The 15,601-nt window shown below is 65.0% G+C and carries 11 protein-coding genes; 1 reads left to right on the top strand and 10 read right to left on the bottom strand.

Annotation, left to right across the window (positions count from 1 at the left end; translation table 11 throughout):
- Nucleotides 1-46: 46 nt before the first annotated feature.
- From RCI06_RS08930 to RCI06_RS08970, 9 genes are all read right to left on the bottom strand, one after another.
- Nucleotides 47-2,593 (bottom strand): hypothetical protein, encoded by a 2,547-nt coding sequence (locus tag RCI06_RS08930; RefSeq protein ID WP_306575660.1) that lies wholly within the window; start codon nt 2,591-2,593, stop codon nt 47-49.
- A gap of 288 nt (nt 2,594-2,881) precedes the next feature.
- Complete coding sequence (trpA, locus tag RCI06_RS08935) at nt 2,882-3,661, bottom strand: tryptophan synthase subunit alpha (RefSeq protein WP_288234556.1); 780 nt, start codon at nt 3,659-3,661, stop codon at nt 2,882-2,884.
- The gene (gene trpB / locus RCI06_RS08940) at nt 3,654-4,838 is read right to left on the bottom strand and encodes a tryptophan synthase subunit beta (RefSeq protein ID WP_276871557.1); all 1,185 of its coding nucleotides are present in this window, start codon (nt 4,836-4,838) and stop codon (nt 3,654-3,656) included. Before trpB ends, trpA begins: the two co-directional genes overlap by 8 nt.
- 353 nt (nt 4,839-5,191) lie before the next feature.
- On the bottom strand, nt 5,192-6,847 hold the full coding sequence (locus tag RCI06_RS08945) for a CTP synthase (RefSeq protein ID WP_288234554.1): 1,656 nt from the start codon (nt 6,845-6,847) through the stop codon (nt 5,192-5,194).
- Between the two features lie 31 nt (nt 6,848-6,878).
- Nucleotides 6,879-7,436: an ANTAR domain-containing response regulator gene (locus RCI06_RS08950; RefSeq protein WP_101553268.1), complete on the bottom strand. Its 558-nt coding sequence runs from the start codon at nt 7,434-7,436 to the stop codon at nt 6,879-6,881.
- Nucleotides 7,437-7,484: 48 nt separating this feature from the next.
- A complete protein-coding gene (locus RCI06_RS08955; protein WP_306575663.1) occupies nt 7,485-8,804 on the bottom strand; it encodes a glutamine synthetase family protein in 1,320 nt (439 codons plus the stop codon).
- A gap of 64 nt (nt 8,805-8,868) precedes the next feature.
- The gene (locus tag RCI06_RS08960) at nt 8,869-9,594 is read right to left on the bottom strand and encodes a glutamate synthase (protein WP_101552070.1); all 726 of its coding nucleotides are present in this window, start codon (nt 9,592-9,594) and stop codon (nt 8,869-8,871) included.
- Between the two features lie 11 nt (nt 9,595-9,605).
- Nucleotides 9,606-11,114, bottom strand: a complete 1,509-nt coding sequence (locus tag RCI06_RS08965) for a glutamate synthase-related protein (protein ID WP_101552072.1) — start codon at nt 11,112-11,114, stop codon at nt 9,606-9,608.
- A complete protein-coding gene (locus RCI06_RS08970; RefSeq protein WP_101552074.1) occupies nt 11,114-12,217 on the bottom strand; it encodes a glutamine amidotransferase family protein in 1,104 nt (367 codons plus the stop codon). Before RCI06_RS08970 ends, RCI06_RS08965 begins: the two co-directional genes overlap by 1 nt.
- A 361-nt stretch (nt 12,218-12,578) precedes the next feature.
- On the opposite strand from RCI06_RS08970, the gene RCI06_RS08975 reads away from it, so the two are divergent.
- Entirely contained in the window at nt 12,579-14,684 is a 2,106-nt protein-coding gene (locus RCI06_RS08975) for a glutamine synthetase III (protein WP_277138444.1), read from the top strand.
- A 265-nt stretch (nt 14,685-14,949) separates the two neighbouring features.
- On the opposite strand, the gene RCI06_RS08980 is transcribed toward RCI06_RS08975, so the two are convergent.
- Nucleotides 14,950-15,601, bottom strand: a 652-nt coding sequence (locus RCI06_RS08980) for an NAD-binding protein (RefSeq protein WP_306575667.1), incomplete at its 5' end; no start/stop codon positions are given.

The following is a 15,601-nucleotide window of genomic DNA, read 5'->3' on the forward strand; positions in this document are numbered from 1 at the left end:
GCCCCGCGGGCAATGCCCGCGGGGCCTTTCGGAAGAGATTTTTGATTTAACGGCCGGTGTTCGGGACCGGCTTCTGGTTGTTGGAAACGTCGATCGACGGGACCTCGGTATCGTCATCGTCGTCATAGTAGCTGTCGATATCCAGCTCGGTGTCAGAGACGATGTAGGTGCCGAGCGTCCGGGTCCGGGTGGTCCAGCCCTCGATCTCGCGGTCGTCTTCCGAGTAGGTGAACATCGCGGTCACGTCCTCGAGGTAGCCGTCCTTGTCAAGGCGGTAGATATAGACGTCGTGCGGATTGGGGGTGTAGTCGTCGTCATCGTCCCACGGGATGCCCAGCGTCAGATAGGCGCGGGAGGTCGAGGGGATGCTCGGATTGCCGACGAAGTCATAGAACCACAGGTCTGCGTCGACGGGATCGCCGTACTCGGAATAGATGTCGCTCATCGACTTGGTGGACAGGCGCGCGTAGAAGTCCTTCGCGTCGTCGTCGGCGGTGAACTCGAGCGCCGCGCGGTCGTCGCCCCAGATGAGGACGTTGTTCTCGTTGGCCTCGGGGCTGAAGTAGATTTTCTCGCCCGTGTCGGCATCGCCGTCCGAACCGGAAACCTTCTTGTTGCTGATCCACATGTTGAGGTTCAGGATGGCGGTTTCGCCCTTCTTCCAGCTGCCGTCCTTATCCTTTTTCGCCTTGAATTCGATCTCGGCGTTCGCCTTGCGCTCGTCGGTCGAAGTCATGTCCTTCAGCGTGACCTTCAGGTAGCTGGCTCGGGTCATGCCGCCCAGGCGCTTCTCCTCCACCTGCTCGATCTTACTGATGAGGGACTTGCCGTCGCCGTCCTTGTCGACCGAGATCTTGAAGAGGTTGTCGTCGACAAGCTGGCTCGCGCGGGCCTTGCCGCCGCCGCTCAACTCGGTGACGTAGTCGTTGCCCGCATCGCCCAGCTTGATATAGAAGGTCTGGTTCGGGAGCACGCCGTCGAGCACGACCTTGCCGTCGCTGGAAGGCCGCGGGAAGCTGCTGCCGGAATTATCCTCCAGCCAGTCGCCGTCGTCGTCGTAGACGCCGATGGGGCGGTAGACATACGACGGAGCGGAAGTGCCTCCATTATACTTGAAGGTCGCAGAAATATCGACATCAGAAGTTCCAACTGTATAGGTGGAAGTATCGCCGTCCTGTGTCGCTCCGGTGACCGTGAGCTTATCGAGCACATAGCCGTTATCCGGCGTTGCCGTAACGGTAAATTTCGAACCTTCCGCGACTTGGTCGCCGCTCTTGATCTCAGTTCCGTTTACCGTCACCTTGATGGTGCCATTACTGCCTGCCTTCCACTTGACGGCATGGGTCGCGGCAACAGGAACCAAGTCAAAGGTTGCCGAAACCGTAATGTTTTCGTTCACCTCATAGTTGTCGACGGTAACAGCCTGCTTGCCATCCTTCAAATCCGGGGTAGCCGCTCCAACAGAAAAGCTCTTCAAAAGGCTATCGGAGGCAGGGGTCGCAACAACTTTAATTTTGTGTCCATTGGGGACAGTCGCCCCATTGGTGATGGACTTGTTGTTGTCATCGATATCCGTTACCGCAATCGTTCCGGTGCCAGTGCCTTTAGAATCAATCGTAATGGTCCGATTTTCCTGAGTAATTTCTGAAAACGTCACATTAATCGTGACATTGCTGTTAGCCTGATAGCTCCCCACAGTCATCCCGGTGTCAGTAATCGGCGTCTGATCCGCAGAATCGATGGAGAATGCCGTGATTTTGCTTCCAGCATTCGGCGTTACAACAATTTTAATGTTATTGCCCTGTGCAACCGTGCCGCCGTTGGCAACCGCCGCGTTTGTGCCCACATCTGTTACGGCCACTGTGCCATCGCCAGTCTTGTTGATCGTTACAGTGACATCCGTCGCCGTCGTCTTCTTAAACGTAGCTGCTATTGTCAATTCTTTCTGGCCAACCACATAGGACATCGGGCTGGTTTGGGACGTCTTGTCCGTCGTTAGCCCACCCGTTATGGGAACCAGAACCGAAATCTCTTCCAGCTCATAGCCGTTCGCTGGCATCGCCGTGATGAAAAGGGTTTTGCCCTCCTCAACCGAAGCGCCGTTGCTGATCGTATTGCCATCCACCTTCACCTCAATCGAACCATTGCTTGGGGCTGGGATGTTGACCGTATGCGTCGTAGCTCTAGGTTCGGGAGCTCCCGTAACAATTTCATTCGTTTCTTTCTTTTCAAAGGTCGCGTGGATGGACACATTTCCACTGACCGCAAACGGGCCCGTGATATCGGTCGTCTGGCCGCCCATCGTGGCCGTCAGGGTCGTGGGGACGGACTCATAGCCTTCGTCCGCGGTGGCCGTGACGTTGATCACCGTCCCGGCCGCGACGGTCCAAGGGCCGGCTCCGGTCACCGCGTCGGGAGTGGCCGACGAGATGCTAATGCTGCCGCCCGTGGCGGCAGCATTGACGGTGTACACCGTCATGTCCGATCCGCCTGTGGGGTCGCCGACCGGATCGCCGTCGTCCGCCAGCGCGTAGACGGGCATCAGGCCCACTACGACCAGCACCGCGAGGCAGATGCTCAGTAGCTTCTTCATGTAGGGTACCTCCTTGAAAAAATCAGTTTCTCTGTCGTGCGGCGGGTCGCCGCCCTTCTCTGTCCGTGTTCCAATGATACCCGATTTTCCTGTGGCAAAAATGTTATTCTTATGACCGAATTGTGAACAATCCCAAAACGGCAGACAACATCTGGCAGCATCGGAACCACCTAATACTACAAACCATCCCGGCCCCCAAAAAGGGACACCGCCCGCAGAAAATTTTTTGCCCGTCCGTTCCCTCGCGGACCGGCCGTTTTTCCATCTCCGCCGAGCCGGCGGGGCGGGTCAGCCGAGGTTGAGCGCCGCCTTCATCTCGCGGACGTACCGCTCCACATGGGGCACGCAGTCCGCGCCGTATTTCGCGGCGAGCTTCACGATCGCGCTGCCGACGATCGCGCCGTCGGCGTGCTTCGCCATTTCGGCGGCCTGCTCCGGGGTCGAGATGCCGAAACCCACCGCGCAGGGGACGTCGGACACCCGCTTCGCCTCGGCGACCATGCCGCCGATATCGGTGGTAATCCGGCTGCGCACCCCCGTCACCCCCATCGAGGAGACGCAGTAGAGAAAGCCCTCCGCCTCCGCCGCGATCATGCGGATGCGCTCTCTGGAGGTGGGCGCGATGAGCGACACGAGGTCCACGCCGTACCGCCTGCAGAAGGGGGCGAGCTCCCCCTTCTCTTCAAAGGGCATGTCGGGGACGATCAGCGCGTCGACGCCCGTCTCCCCGCAGGCTTTGAGGAACCGTTCGGCCCCGTAGGTGAAGACCGGGTTCAGATAGGTCATGAAGGCGAGCGGGACGTCCGTCTCCCGGCGGATCTGCCGCACAAGCTCGAAGATGCGGTCGGTGGTCGCGCCCGCCGCGAGCGCGCGCTCGTCGGCCTGCTGGATGACCGGGCCCTCCGCCACCGGATCGGAAAAGGGAATCCCCAGTTCGATGAGGTCGGCCCCGGCCGCCGCCATCGCGGGCACCAGCCGCGCGGTGACCTCGAGCGACGGGTCGCCCGCCGTTACGAACGGAATGAACGCCTTGCCGTGGGAGAACGCCTCCCGAATCCGCTTACTCATAGAGCGCTACCCCCCTGTACCGGGCGATGGCGGCGACATCCTTGTCGCCCCTGCCCGAAAGATTGACGACCACGATTTGGTCCTTCCCCATCCGCGGCGCGAGCTTCCTGGCGTAGGCCACCGCGTGGGCGCTTTCGATCGCCGGGATGATCCCCTCGGTGCGGGAGAGGTATTCAAACGCGTCCACCGCCTCGTCGTCGGTGATCGAGACGTATTCCGCCCGCTTTGTATCGTGCAGCCAGGCGTGCTCGGGGCCGATGCCCGGGTAGTCGAGCCCCGCCGAGATCGAGTAGACCGGCGCGATCTGCCCGTACTCATCCTGGCAGAAATAGCTCTTCATGCCGTGGAAGATCCCCGGCGTGCCCACCGCGATCGTCGCGGCGGTCTCGCCCGTCTCCACCCCGCGCCCGGCCGCCTCGCAGCCGATCAGCCGCACCTGGGGGTCGCCGATAAAGTCGTAAAAGAGCCCCATCGCGTTGCTGCCGCCGCCCACGCAGGCGAGCAGCGCGTCGGGCAGGCGGCCCTCCTTCTCGAGCAGCTGCGCCCGGACCTCCCGGCCGATCACGCTCTGGAAATCCCGCACGATCGTCGGGAAGGGATGCGGCCCCATCACCGAGCCGAGCACATAATGGGTGTCCGACACCCGCGCCGTCCACTCGCGCAGCGTCTCGTTGACCGCGTCCTTGAGGGTGCGGGTGCCCGTTTTGACGGGGTGCACCTTCGCGCCGAGCAGCTCCATCCGGTAGACGTTGAGCGCCTGGCGGACGGTGTCCTCCTCGCCCATGTAGATTTCACATTCCATCCCCATCAGCGCCGCCGCGGTCGCCGTGGCGACCCCGTGCTGTCCCGCGCCCGTCTCGGCGATCACGCGGGTCTTGCCCATCCGCTTGGCGAGCAGCACCTGCCCGAGGACGTTGTTGAGCTTGTGGGAGCCGGTGTGGTTGAGGTCCTCCCGCTTGAGGTAGACCTTCGCGCCCCCCAGGTCTTTCGTCATCTTTTCCGCGTAATAGAGCAGCGACGGCCGCCCCGCGTAATCCTTGAGCAGGCCCTCCAGCTCGGATACGAAGCCCGGGTCGTCCTTCCAGCGGGCGTAAGCCTCCTCCAGCTCGATCACAGCGTTCATCAGCGTCTCGGGGATATACTGTCCCCCGTGGACGCCGAACCGTCCCTTTGACATCTCTATCGACTCCCTTCGGCAAAATTGCGTCAAAAAAGGCTTCTGTCCCAAAACAGGGACAAAAGCCTTTGCTTCTGCGGTACCACCCAGATTGGCGGCCGAAACCGCCCACTCGTTCTGCGCGCAGGCACGCGCACCCCCTGGTAACGGACGGGATCCCCGTCGGCGCCTACTCCCTCCCGGTTTCGGGCCGCCCTCGCGAGTCCATTCAAAATCGCCTGTGCTGCCGAACTCCCACCCGCGTCGGCTCTCTGGACACACCCGGCGGTCCCTACTACTCTCGCTCATCGGTTTCTGGATTTTTCCATAGTATAGCACCGGCGCTTTTCCGTGTCAACCGCCGAAGGCAAATTTCACCCGGCCCCGCGCCCCGCGCGCAGGCTCGCCGCGACGAACTCCCGGAAGAGCGGGTGCGCCCGGTTGGGGCGGGATTTGAACTCGGGATGGTACTGCACCCCGACAAAAAAGGGGTGGCCGGGCAGTTCGACCGCCTCGACGAGCCGCCCGTCGGGCGAAAGGCCCGACAGCCGGACCCCGGCCGATACAAGCCGCTCCCGGTAGTCGTTGTTGACCTCGTAGCGGTGGCGGTGGCGTTCGCGGATCTCCCGCGCACCGTACGCCTCTTCCAGCAGGCTGCCCGGCGCGACGGCGCAGGGATAGGCGCCCAGCCGCATGGTGCCGCCCTTGGGCACGACGCCCCGCTGGTCGGGCATGAGGTCGATCACGCAGTGCTCCGCCCCGGGGGAGAATTCGCGGGAGTCGGCCCCCGCGAGGCCCGCCAGCGAGCGCGCCGCCTCGATCACGGCGACCTGCATCCCGAGGCAGATGCCGAAATAGGGGATCCGGGCCTCCCGCGCACGGCGCGCCGCGCGGATCATCCCCTCGACGCCGCGGCCGCCGAAGCCGCCCGGCACGATGATCCCCCCGCAGCCCGCGAGGCGCTCGGCGACGTTGCGGTCGGTGAGCGTCTCGGAGTCGACCCAGCGGATGACGACGCGCGCGCCGCACTCGTACCCGCCGTGGCGCAGCGCCTCGGCGACCGAAAGGTAGGCGTCGTGCAGCTCGACGTATTTGCCGACGAGCGCGATCTCCACCGGCTCGGTCGCGCGCGCGATCCGCCCGCACATGGCGGTCCATTCGCCGAGGCCGTCCCCATGCGCCTCGAGCCCGAGCCTGCGGCAGACAATGTCGTCGAGCCCCGCCCCGTGCAGCATGAGCGGCGCCTCGTAGAGGACGGGAAGGGTGCGGTTTTCGACGACGCAGTCGGGCTCGACGTTGCAGAAGAGGGCGATCTTCTGCCGCAGGCCCTCCTCGAGCGGCTCGTCGCAGCGCGCCACGATGATGTCGGGCATGATGCCCATACCCTGCAGCTCGCGCACCGAATGCTGGGTGGGCTTGGATTTGTGCTCCCCCGAGCTCTTGAGGTAGGGGACGAGCGTCACATGCAGGAAGAGGCACCGCCCCCGCGGGAGCTCGCGGGAGATCTGGCGGATCGCCTCGAGAAAGGGCTGGCTTTCGATGTCGCCGATCGTGCCGCCGATCTCGGTGATGACCACGTCGGCCTCCGTCTCGCGGCCGACCGAATAGATGAACGACTTGATCTCGTTGGTGACGTGGGGGATCACCTGCACCGTCTCGCCGAGGTATTCCCCCGCGCGCTCCTTGTTGAGCACATTCCAGTAGACCCGCCCCGAGGTGAGGTTGGAAAACCGGTTGAGGTCCTCGTCGATGAACCGCTCGTAATGGCCGAGGTCGAGGTCAGTTTCCGCCCCGTCCTCGGTCACGAAGACCTCCCCGTGCTGGTAGGGACTCATCGTGCCCGGGTCGACGTTGATGTAGGGGTCGAGCTTCTGCGCCGCCACGGTGAGCCCGCGCGCCTTGAGCAGCCGCCCGAGCGCCGCCGCCGTAATGCCCTTGCCGAGCCCCGAAACGACGCCCCCCGTCACAAAGATATAGCTGGTCTCCTGTTTGCCCATCGGTTTTTCCGCCTTCCCTTCCCGTTCGGTCATTCTAGCTTTCCCGCGCGCGGCGGGGATATGTCTATTCGTCGCAGGCGCCGAGGATCCTCCGCGCGACCTCCCGCCGCGTGGCGCGCAGGTCCATCGCCTGTTTCTCGATGTAGTGGTGCGCCTGCGGCTCGGTCATCCCCAGCACCCGCATGAGCGCCCCCTTGGCGCGGCTGACCAGCCGCAGCTCCTCGAGCTTTTCGTTGAGGCGGACATTCTCCCGCTGGAGGCCGAGCATCCGGCGGCGGGAGGCGAGCACCAGCCGCAGCGACTGGAAGAGCATCGGCCGGGAAAACGGCTTTTCCACGACAAAGACGCCGAAGTCCTCCACCTCGGCGGAAACCGCGTCCGCCTGCGGGGCGTTCACGAGCAGCGCGACGCCCGCGTCGCTCTCGCGCGCGGTTTCGAGCGCCAGGGCACTCCCGAACTCGTCGGGCAGCGGGGTGTTGACGAGCACCAGCTCAAAGCCGCCCTCCGAGAACAGCCTGCGCGCCTCGCCGCCGCTTCCGGCGGCGCGCACGGCCGAAAAACCGCATTCGCGCATGAGTCCCTCGAGCGCGGCGCGGCCCCTCTCCCCTGAAACCAAGAGCATCCGCTCCTCCAAACCCGACACCCCCTTCCGTCAAAACGGCCCGCCCCTTCAGGTGCGCCCGAAATACCGCTCAAGCTCGAAGCCGAATTTGTCCTCGGCCGCTTCCCATTCCTCAAACTCCCGCCGCTTGTGGGCGAGGAAGTTTTCGACGATCCGCCCGGGCAGCGCCCGGCGGATGAAGCCGCTCTCCGACGCGAGCGCGAGCGCCTCGCCGAGCGAGGCGGGCAGGCGCTCGTATCCCGCGAGCGCCGCCGCGTTCGCGCCGTAGAGGTCGAAGTCGGCGGGCGGGCAGAGCTCCAGACCCTCCCGCACCCCCTCGAGCCCCGCCTCCATCAGCAACGTGAAGGCAAGGTAGGGATTGCAGGCCGGGTCGGGGGAGCGCAGCTCGATGCGGCTCGACTCCCCCTCCGCCGCGGGCACCCGCACGAGCTGGGAGCGGTTCTGCCCCGACCAGCTCACCACGCCCGGCGCCTCGAACGCGCCGAACCGCCGGTAGGAGTTGGCCAGCGGGTTGAGGAAGGCGGTGATCTCCCGCGCGCGGCGCAGAATGCCCGCCGTAAAGCCGAGCGCCTCCGGTTCCGGGCGGACGCCGAAGCGGTCGAAGAGGTTGCGCCCCTCCCGGCAGAGGGAGAGGTTCACATGCAGGCCGCTGCCGCTCGCCCCCTCGAGGGGCTTGGGCAGGAAGGAGGCGTAGAGGCCGTTCTTCGCCGCCACCGCCTTGACGACCATGCGCAGAGCCATCAGGTTGTCGGCCGCCTCCAGCGGGCCCGCGCAGTGGAAGTCCACCTCGTTCTGACCGGGGCCCTGCTCGTGGTGGGACCGCTCGGGCGAAAGCCCCATCTCCTCGAGCGTCAGGCAGATCTCCCGGCGCACGTTCTCCCCCCGGTCGCAGGGCGCGAGGTCGCAGTAGCCCGCGCGGTCGTGCGGGGTGCGGGTGGGGTAGCCCTCCTCGTCGGTCGTGAAGAGATAAAATTCACACTCGGGCCCGAATTTGCAGGTGAAGCCCTCTCGCCCCGCCCGCGCGGCGGCCTCGGCGAGCAGCCCGCGCCCGTCCCCCTCGAACGGCCTGCCGTCCGGGTAGCGGATGCCGCAGAAAAAGCGCACCACCCGTCCCTGCGCCGGCCGCCAGGGCAGCACCGACAGGGTGCCCGGGTCGGGCACCAGGAAGAGGTCGCTCTCCGTCACGTCCAGAAAGCCGCGCACCGCGGACGCGTCGAACGAGACGCCCTGTCCGAAGGCGCGCCTCAGTTGGGAGGGCATGATGGCGATGTTCTTCTGCGCGCCAAAAATATCGCAGAAGACCAGCCGGACAAATTTCACGCCGTTTTCCTCCACGAACCGGAGGACCTCCGATACGGTGGTATCCATTTGACAGTCTCCTTCCGGCCCCCGCGTTCACGGGGGGATTGGTCTATGGGCATGACAGCACGGATCAGACGCTCGTATAAAGCCGCCGGTAGAGATTTTCGCCGTCCGGCGTGAGCACCCAGAACCGTTCGGCGAGCAGCTCCCGCCGGTCCTCGCCGAACGCCGCGCAGAACTCGTCCAGGTACCCGCCGATCTCCGTAAGGTCGGCGGCGGAGGCCTCCGCCGCGCGGATGCGTTCCGGCAGGCCTTCCGGCCTTTCCGGGCAGCGCAGGAACATCTTCCCGCCGTGCATGCCGGTGCCGCAGAAATAGCCGGTGAGCGGCGTCCCGGCGGGCCTGCGCAGGCCGAGCACGACGATCACGCCGCCCGCCTGGTACTCCCCGAGAAAGCTGCCCGCCGTGCCGCCCACGACAAGGACCGGCAGCTTTCCGCGGTAGGCCTTCATGTGGATGCCCGCGCGGTATCCCACGTCCCCGTGGATATAGATTTTCCCGCCGCGCATGGCATAGCCCGCGCCGTCGCCGCAGGAGCCGTGGATGATGATCGCCCCGTCGTTCATCGTGTCGCCCGCCGCGTCCTGCGCATTGCCCTCCGTCACGATCGTGCCGCCGTCGAGGTAGGCGCCCAGCGCGTTGCCCGGGATCCCGCCCACCAGCAGTGTCTTGTCCGCGAGCCCGCTGCCGATATACCGCTGCCCGAGGCAGCCGTCGATCTCAATCTCCGCGTCGGGGCAGGCGCGGATCTGCTCATTGAGCTCCCGGAAATGCATGTTTCCCGCCGTGATCCTCATGTGGATCCCTCCTATTCCCCGGCGTGCCGGATGCCGAGGATCTCAAGCTCCCTGTCAGTCATGCCGATCCCGCGCAGCATCAGCCGGTTGCCGCGCAGCGCCTCGATCGAGTTGATGCCCATGCCGCCCATCATCTCCTCAATCTCGTGCTTCCAGGCGGTGACAAGGTTTACCAGCCGCCGCGCCCCGGCCTCCGGGTCGAGGCGGCGCACCAGCTCGGGGCGCTGGGTTGCAATGCCCCAGTTGCAGCGGCCCTGGTGACAGGAGCGGCAGAGGCGGCAGCCGAGCGCGAGCAGCGCGGCGGTCGCGATATAGACCGCGTCGGCGCCGAGCGCGACGGCCTTGACGATGTCGGCGGAGGACCGGATCGAGCCGCCCGCGACGACCGACACGTTCCCGCGGATACCCTCCTCGCGCAGCCGCTGGTCGACGGCGGCCAGCGCGAGCTCGATGGGGATGCCCACGTTGTCGCGGATGCGGGCGGGCGCCGCGCCGGTGCCGCCCCGGAACCCGTCGACCGCGATGACGTCCGCGCCCGAGCGCGCGACGCCCGAGGCGATCGCCGCGACGTTGTGGACCGCCGCGATCTTGACGATGACCGGCTTTTGATATCCGGTCGCCTCCTTGAGGGAATAGACGAGCTGGCGTAGGTCCTCGATCGAATAGATGTCGTGGTGGGGCGCCGGTGAGATCGCGTCCGACCCCTCGGGGATCATGCGGGTACGGGAGACGTCGCCCACGATCTTCCGCCCGGGCAGGTGCCCGCCGATGCCCGGCTTGGCCCCCTGCCCCATCTTGATCTCGATCGCCGCGCCCGCGTTCAGATAGTCCTTATGCACCCCGAACCGTCCCGAGGCCACCTGCACGATGGTGTTTTTGCCGTAGCGGTAGAAGTCCTCGTGCAGGCCGCCCTCGCCAGTGTTATAATAGGTGCCCAGTTCCTCCGCCGCGCGCGCGAGCGCCGCGTGGGCGTTATAGGAGATCGAGCCGTAGCTCATCGCGGAAAACATAACCGGCACCTCCAGCTCCAACTGGGGGGCGAGGTTGTTTTTGATCCGCCCCTTTTCGTCCCGCTCGATCCTCTGGGGCTTCGCGCCCAGGAAGGTGCGCGTCTCCATCGGCTCGCGCAGCGGGTCGATCGGCGGGTTCGTCACCTGCGAGGCGTTGATCAGCATCCGATCCCAGTAGACGGGATATTTCCCGGGGTTTCCCATCGAGGAGAGCAGTACCCCGCCGCTGCCCGCCTGCCGGCAGACCTCCGAAATGGCCGGGGCGGTCCAATTCTCGTCGCGCCTGAAGGTGTTGCCGCTTTCCACGATCTTGAGCGCCCGCGCCGGGCAGAGGCAGACGCAGCGCTGGCAGTCGACGCATTTCGTCTCGTCGGCCAGCATCACGCCCCGCTCGGGGTCGTAAGTGTGCACCCCGTTGGCGCACTGCCGCTCGCAGACGCGGCAGACGGTGCAGCGGCCGCCGTCGCGGACCACCTCGTATTCCGGATAGAAGAAGCCAAATGCCTCCATCACCGTACGCCTCCCTTCAGGGTCACGACGACCGGTTCGCCGCCGCGCGGCGCCCAAAGCTTGTCGAGCGCGGGCTCGACCGCGCGGATGGCGCATTCCTCGCTGGCAACATAGGTCGTGTCGCCCTTTTCGCCGATGACCATCGACCGCAGCTTGAGGCGGTCGTTGAGCGCCATCATGCCGCCCGTAAAGCCGAGCAGGATGGAAAACGGGCCGGTGATCAGCAGGGAGGAAAAAGCGTTGCGCAGGTAGGTCATGCGCTCCCGCTTTTCGGCGGGAAGACCGTCGATCGTCGACCAGAAGGGCGCGGCGATCACGTTCGCCGCCTCCTCGAGTGAGAGGCCCTGACGGCGGACGAGGTAGTCGATCACATATGTGATGACCTCGGTGTCGGTCAGCAGATTGCACCGGTAGCCGAACATTTCAATATGGCGGCGGTTGGCGTCGTAGGAGCTGATCTCGCCGTTGTGGACGACCGAGTAGTCGAGCAGCGCGAACGGGTGCGCGCCGCCCCACCAGCCGGGCGTGTTGGTCGGGTAGCGGCCGTGCGCCGTCCAGCAGTAGCCGGCATACTCCTCCAAACGGTAAAAGGCCCCCACGTCCTCGGGGTAGCCGACCGCCTTGAAGACGCCCATGTTCTTGCCGCTCGAAAAGATGTACGCCCCGTCGACCGTGCTGTTGACCCGCACGACGCAGCGCGCGGTGAACTCCCGCTCGTCGAGCTGGCTGGCCGCGAGCCTCGTCGGCAGCGGCGCGGCGAAATACCGCCAGATGAGCGGCTCGTCGGTGATCCGGGGCGTCCTGCGCACCGGGATCTTCGAGAGGTTCACGATGTCGAAATGCCGCTCGAGGAACGCTTCGCACTCCTGCCGGGCGGCGGTGGACTCATAGAACACGTGGAACGCATAGAGGTCCTTGTACTCGGGGTAGATGCCGTACCCGGCGAAGCCGCCGCCCAGCCCGTTGGAGCGGTCGTGCATCACCGAGATCGACTCGACGATCTTTTCCCCGCCGATCCGCCTGCCGTCCCGACGGAAGATCCCCGAGATCGCGCAACCGGACGGAATCCGGACGTCTCCCTCTCGTTTTCTCTCTTTCTGCATCGCTTCCACCACTTCTTTCAAAAATGAAAGAAGACGCCCACCAGAGGACGCGCCGCAGAGCGGGCGCGTCCTTGACGAACGCCTTTGTTCCTATTGATTATACCGGGAAATATGCAGGTGTGTCAAGAGAATCCTGCATATTTGTCATGCAAATCCTGCGATTTTGGCAGATTCACCGAAACTCACAAATGATTCGGCAGGTTAAACGGATAAATCGCACCAACTTTACAAAACCCCATTGACATCGGGATTCCAGCCGCCTATAATAACGACATGCACAGCAAAGGCGCTGCGGGTTCCAGCCCGCGGCGCCTCTTTTTTATTTCTTTTTTGCGCCAGCGAAATGAAAGGAGCATCTGTCATGACTGCAAACTGCGCGAACAAACTCCCCGACATCTTCGGCAGCATGGTGTTCGATGACCGCGCGATGCGGCAGCGCCTGCCCAAGGAGACCTACAGGGCCCTCCGGAACACGATCGAGAACGGCAAGAAGCTCGACGTCAACATCGCCAACGTCGTGGCCAACGCCATGAAGGACTGGGCCGTCGAGCGCGGATGCACCCATTTCACCCACTGGTTCCAGCCGATGACCGGCGTCACCGCCGAAAAGCACGACAGCTTCATCTCCGCCTCCTCCGACGGCAGCGTGATCATGGAATTTTCCGGCAAGGAGCTCGTCAAGGGGGAGCCGGACGCGTCGAGCTTTCCCTCCGGCGGCCTGCGCGCGACCTTCGAGGCGCGCGGCTACACCGCCTGGGACCCCACCTCCTACGCCTTCATCAAGGACCGCACCCTCTGCATCCCCACCGTCTTCTACTCCTATTCGGGCGAGGCGCTCGACAAGAAGACCCCCCTGCTCCGCTCAATGGAGGCGCTTAACCGGCAGGCGCTGCGCATTTTGCGCCTCTTCGGGAACGAAGGGGTCCGGCGGGTGGTCACCACCGTCGGCCCCGAGCAGGAGTATTTCCTCGTCGACAAGGCCCTCTACCGGCAGCGGCGGGATCTGGTGTTCTGCGGGCGCACCCTCTACGGCGCGAAGCCCCCCAAGGGACAGGAGCTGGAGGACCATTATTTCGGCGCGATCAAGCCACGCGTCTCCGCCTATATGAAGGAGCTGGACGAGGAGCTGTGGAAGCTGGGCATCCTCGCCAAGACCGAGCACAACGAGGTCGCGCCCTCCCAGCACGAGTTGGCGTCCATCTACACCTCCACCAACGCGGCGACCGACCACAACCAGCTCGTCATGGAGCTGATGAAGAACGTCGCCGATCGTCACGGGCTGGTCTGCCTGCTGCATGAAAAGCCCTTCGCGGGAGTCAACGGCAGCGGCAAGCACGACAACTGGTCCCTCTCCACCGACGCGGGGCAGAACCTGCTCGAGCCGGGCGATTCCCCGCAGGAGAACGCGCAGTTCCTGCTCTTCCTCGCCGCCGTCATCCAGGCGGTCGACGACTACCAGGATTTGATGCGCGTGTCCGTCGCGAGCGCGGGCAACGACCACCGCCTCGGCGCAAACGAGGCCCCGCCCGCCATCGTGTCGATCTACCTGGGCGACGTGCTGACCGGGATCCTCGACTCGATCGAGAGCGGAACACCCTACGACCCACAGAGCGCCGGGGAGCTGCGCGTGGGCGTGCACGTCCTCCCGCGCTTCCCCAAGGACGCCACCGACCGCAACCGCACCTCCCCCTTCGCCTTCACCGGCAACAAGTTCGAGTTCCGCATGCTCGGCTCCTCCTTCTCGATTTCGGGGCCGAACATCGTCCTCAACACGATCGTGGCCGAATCGCTGGGCCGGTTCGCCGACACGCTGGAAAATGCGGACGACTTTGACGGCGCGCTGCACGACCTCATCAGGCGGGTCATCCGCGAGCACCGCCGCATCATCTTCAACGGCAACAGCTACAGCGACGAGTGGAAGCGGGAGGCCGAAAAGCGCGGCCTGCTCAACCTGCGCACCACCCCCGAGGCGCTCCCCTGTTTTGTGAGCCCGAAGAACATCGCGCTCTTCACCAGGCATCAGATCTTTACCGAGACGGAGATGCGTTCCCGCTACGAAATCCTGCTGGAAAGCTACGCCAAGACCCTCGCGATCGAGGCGCAGACGATGCTGGAGATGTCGCGCAAGGAGATCCTCCCGGCGGTCAACGCCTACGTGAAGGACCTCACCGCCGCCGCCTTGGCCAAGCAGTCGTTCGACCGCGAGCTGGGCTGCGTCATGGAGCGCGAGCTGCTCGGCAGGCTCTCGGAGCTGGAGGGAGGCGTCTACCGCAGGACCGAGCTTCTGGAAGAGCAGCTCCGGCGGCTCGGGGAGCTCCCCTCCGCCAAGGAGCAGGCCGATTTCTGCGCGGGCGCCCTCTTCGCCGCCATGCAGGAGCTGCGCGCCGCCGCAGACGAGCTCGAATCGCTCACCGGCAAGGCATACTGGCCCTTCCCGACCTATGGGGAACTGCTCTTCAATATTTGACCACTTCTATTTCCTTCTTTTTTCTCTGTCCCTTTCTTTTCTCTTTTCGCAGATTGGCGTGCATTCCGGGCCGACGGGCGGCTGCCCTCCGGGATGCGCGCCGCCTTTTTTGCCGATATCCCCCTTCCGCGCCTGCATAACCCGCATAAAAGGAGCGGCCGCCCAAACGGGCGGCCGCCTGACGTTTTTTTGTTCCGCGCTTGACGAAGCGTGGCGCGGGGTACCTTTCAAAGTCCCCGGAAACGGCGCTTAGGGCGAGGCCCCCCTAAGCGATCGTCTCTCCGGCGATCTTCTCATAAAATCCCACCAGCGCGCTGTGGTCGTCTCCGCCGCGGCCGTCGGCGCGCAGCGTCTGCATCATCTCCATGACCGCGGCGGTCAGCGGCAGCGGCGCGCCGACGGCGTGTCCTGTCTCGAGCGCGTTGCCGAGGTCCTTGACGTGCAGGTCGATGCGGAAGCCCGGGGCGAAATTGCGTTCAAGCATCATCGGCGTCTTGGCGTTCAGCACCGCCGAGCCCGCGAGCCCGCCCTTCACCGCGTCGAATACCCGCGCGGGGTCCACCCCCGCGCGGCGGGCGAGCATCATCGCTTCGGAAACCGCCGCGATATTCGCCGCGACGATCACCTGGTTGGCGAGCTTGGTCGTGTTGCCCGCGCCGATCTCACCGCACCAGACGGCGCTCGCGCCCATGCAGAGCAGCGCCGGCCTGACCGCGTCGAAAACCGCCCGTTCGCCGCCCGCCATGATCGACAGCGTCCCGTCGACCGCCTTGGGCTCGCCGCCGCTCACCGGCGCGTCGAGCATTTTGACCCCCTTTTCCGCACAGGCCGCCGAAATCTCCTGCGAAGCGCCCGGCGCGATCGAGCTCATGTCCACGAGGACCGTCCCCGGCGCCGCCCCCTCGAGCACGCCCCCC

It is taken from the genome of Anaerotruncus massiliensis (ex Togo et al. 2026) (genome assembly GCF_030825285.1).
In the GTDB taxonomy this organism is placed as follows: domain Bacteria; phylum Bacillota; class Clostridia; order Oscillospirales; family Ruminococcaceae; genus Anaerotruncus; species Anaerotruncus massiliensis.

What these genes read in the sequence shown, in the direction of transcription:
- RCI06_RS08930 (WP_306575660.1), bottom strand. Translation starts at nt 2,593, where the DNA reads ATGAAGAAGCTACTGAGCATCTGCCTCGCGGTGCTGGTCGTAGTGGGC.
- trpA (WP_288234556.1), bottom strand. Translation starts at nt 3,661, where the DNA reads ATGAGTAAGCGGATTCGGGAGGCGTTCTCCCACGGCAAGGCGTTCATT.
- trpB (WP_276871557.1), bottom strand. Translation starts at nt 4,838, where the DNA reads ATGTCAAAGGGACGGTTCGGCGTCCACGGGGGACAGTATATCCCCGAG.
- RCI06_RS08945 (WP_288234554.1), bottom strand. Translation starts at nt 6,847, where the DNA reads ATGACCGAACGGGAAGGGAAGGCGGAAAAACCGATGGGCAAACAGGAG.
- RCI06_RS08950 (WP_101553268.1), bottom strand. Translation starts at nt 7,436, where the DNA reads ATGCTCTTGGTTTCAGGGGAGAGGGGCCGCGCCGCGCTCGAGGGACTC.
- RCI06_RS08955 (WP_306575663.1), bottom strand. Translation starts at nt 8,804, where the DNA reads ATGGATACCACCGTATCGGAGGTCCTCCGGTTCGTGGAGGAAAACGGC.
- RCI06_RS08960 (WP_101552070.1), bottom strand. Translation starts at nt 9,594, where the DNA reads ATGAGGATCACGGCGGGAAACATGCATTTCCGGGAGCTCAATGAGCAG.
- RCI06_RS08965 (WP_101552072.1), bottom strand. Translation starts at nt 11,114, where the DNA reads ATGGAGGCATTTGGCTTCTTCTATCCGGAATACGAGGTGGTCCGCGAC.
- RCI06_RS08970 (WP_101552074.1), bottom strand. Translation starts at nt 12,217, where the DNA reads ATGCAGAAAGAGAGAAAACGAGAGGGAGACGTCCGGATTCCGTCCGGT.
- RCI06_RS08975 (WP_277138444.1), top strand. Translation starts at nt 12,579, where the DNA reads ATGACTGCAAACTGCGCGAACAAACTCCCCGACATCTTCGGCAGCATG.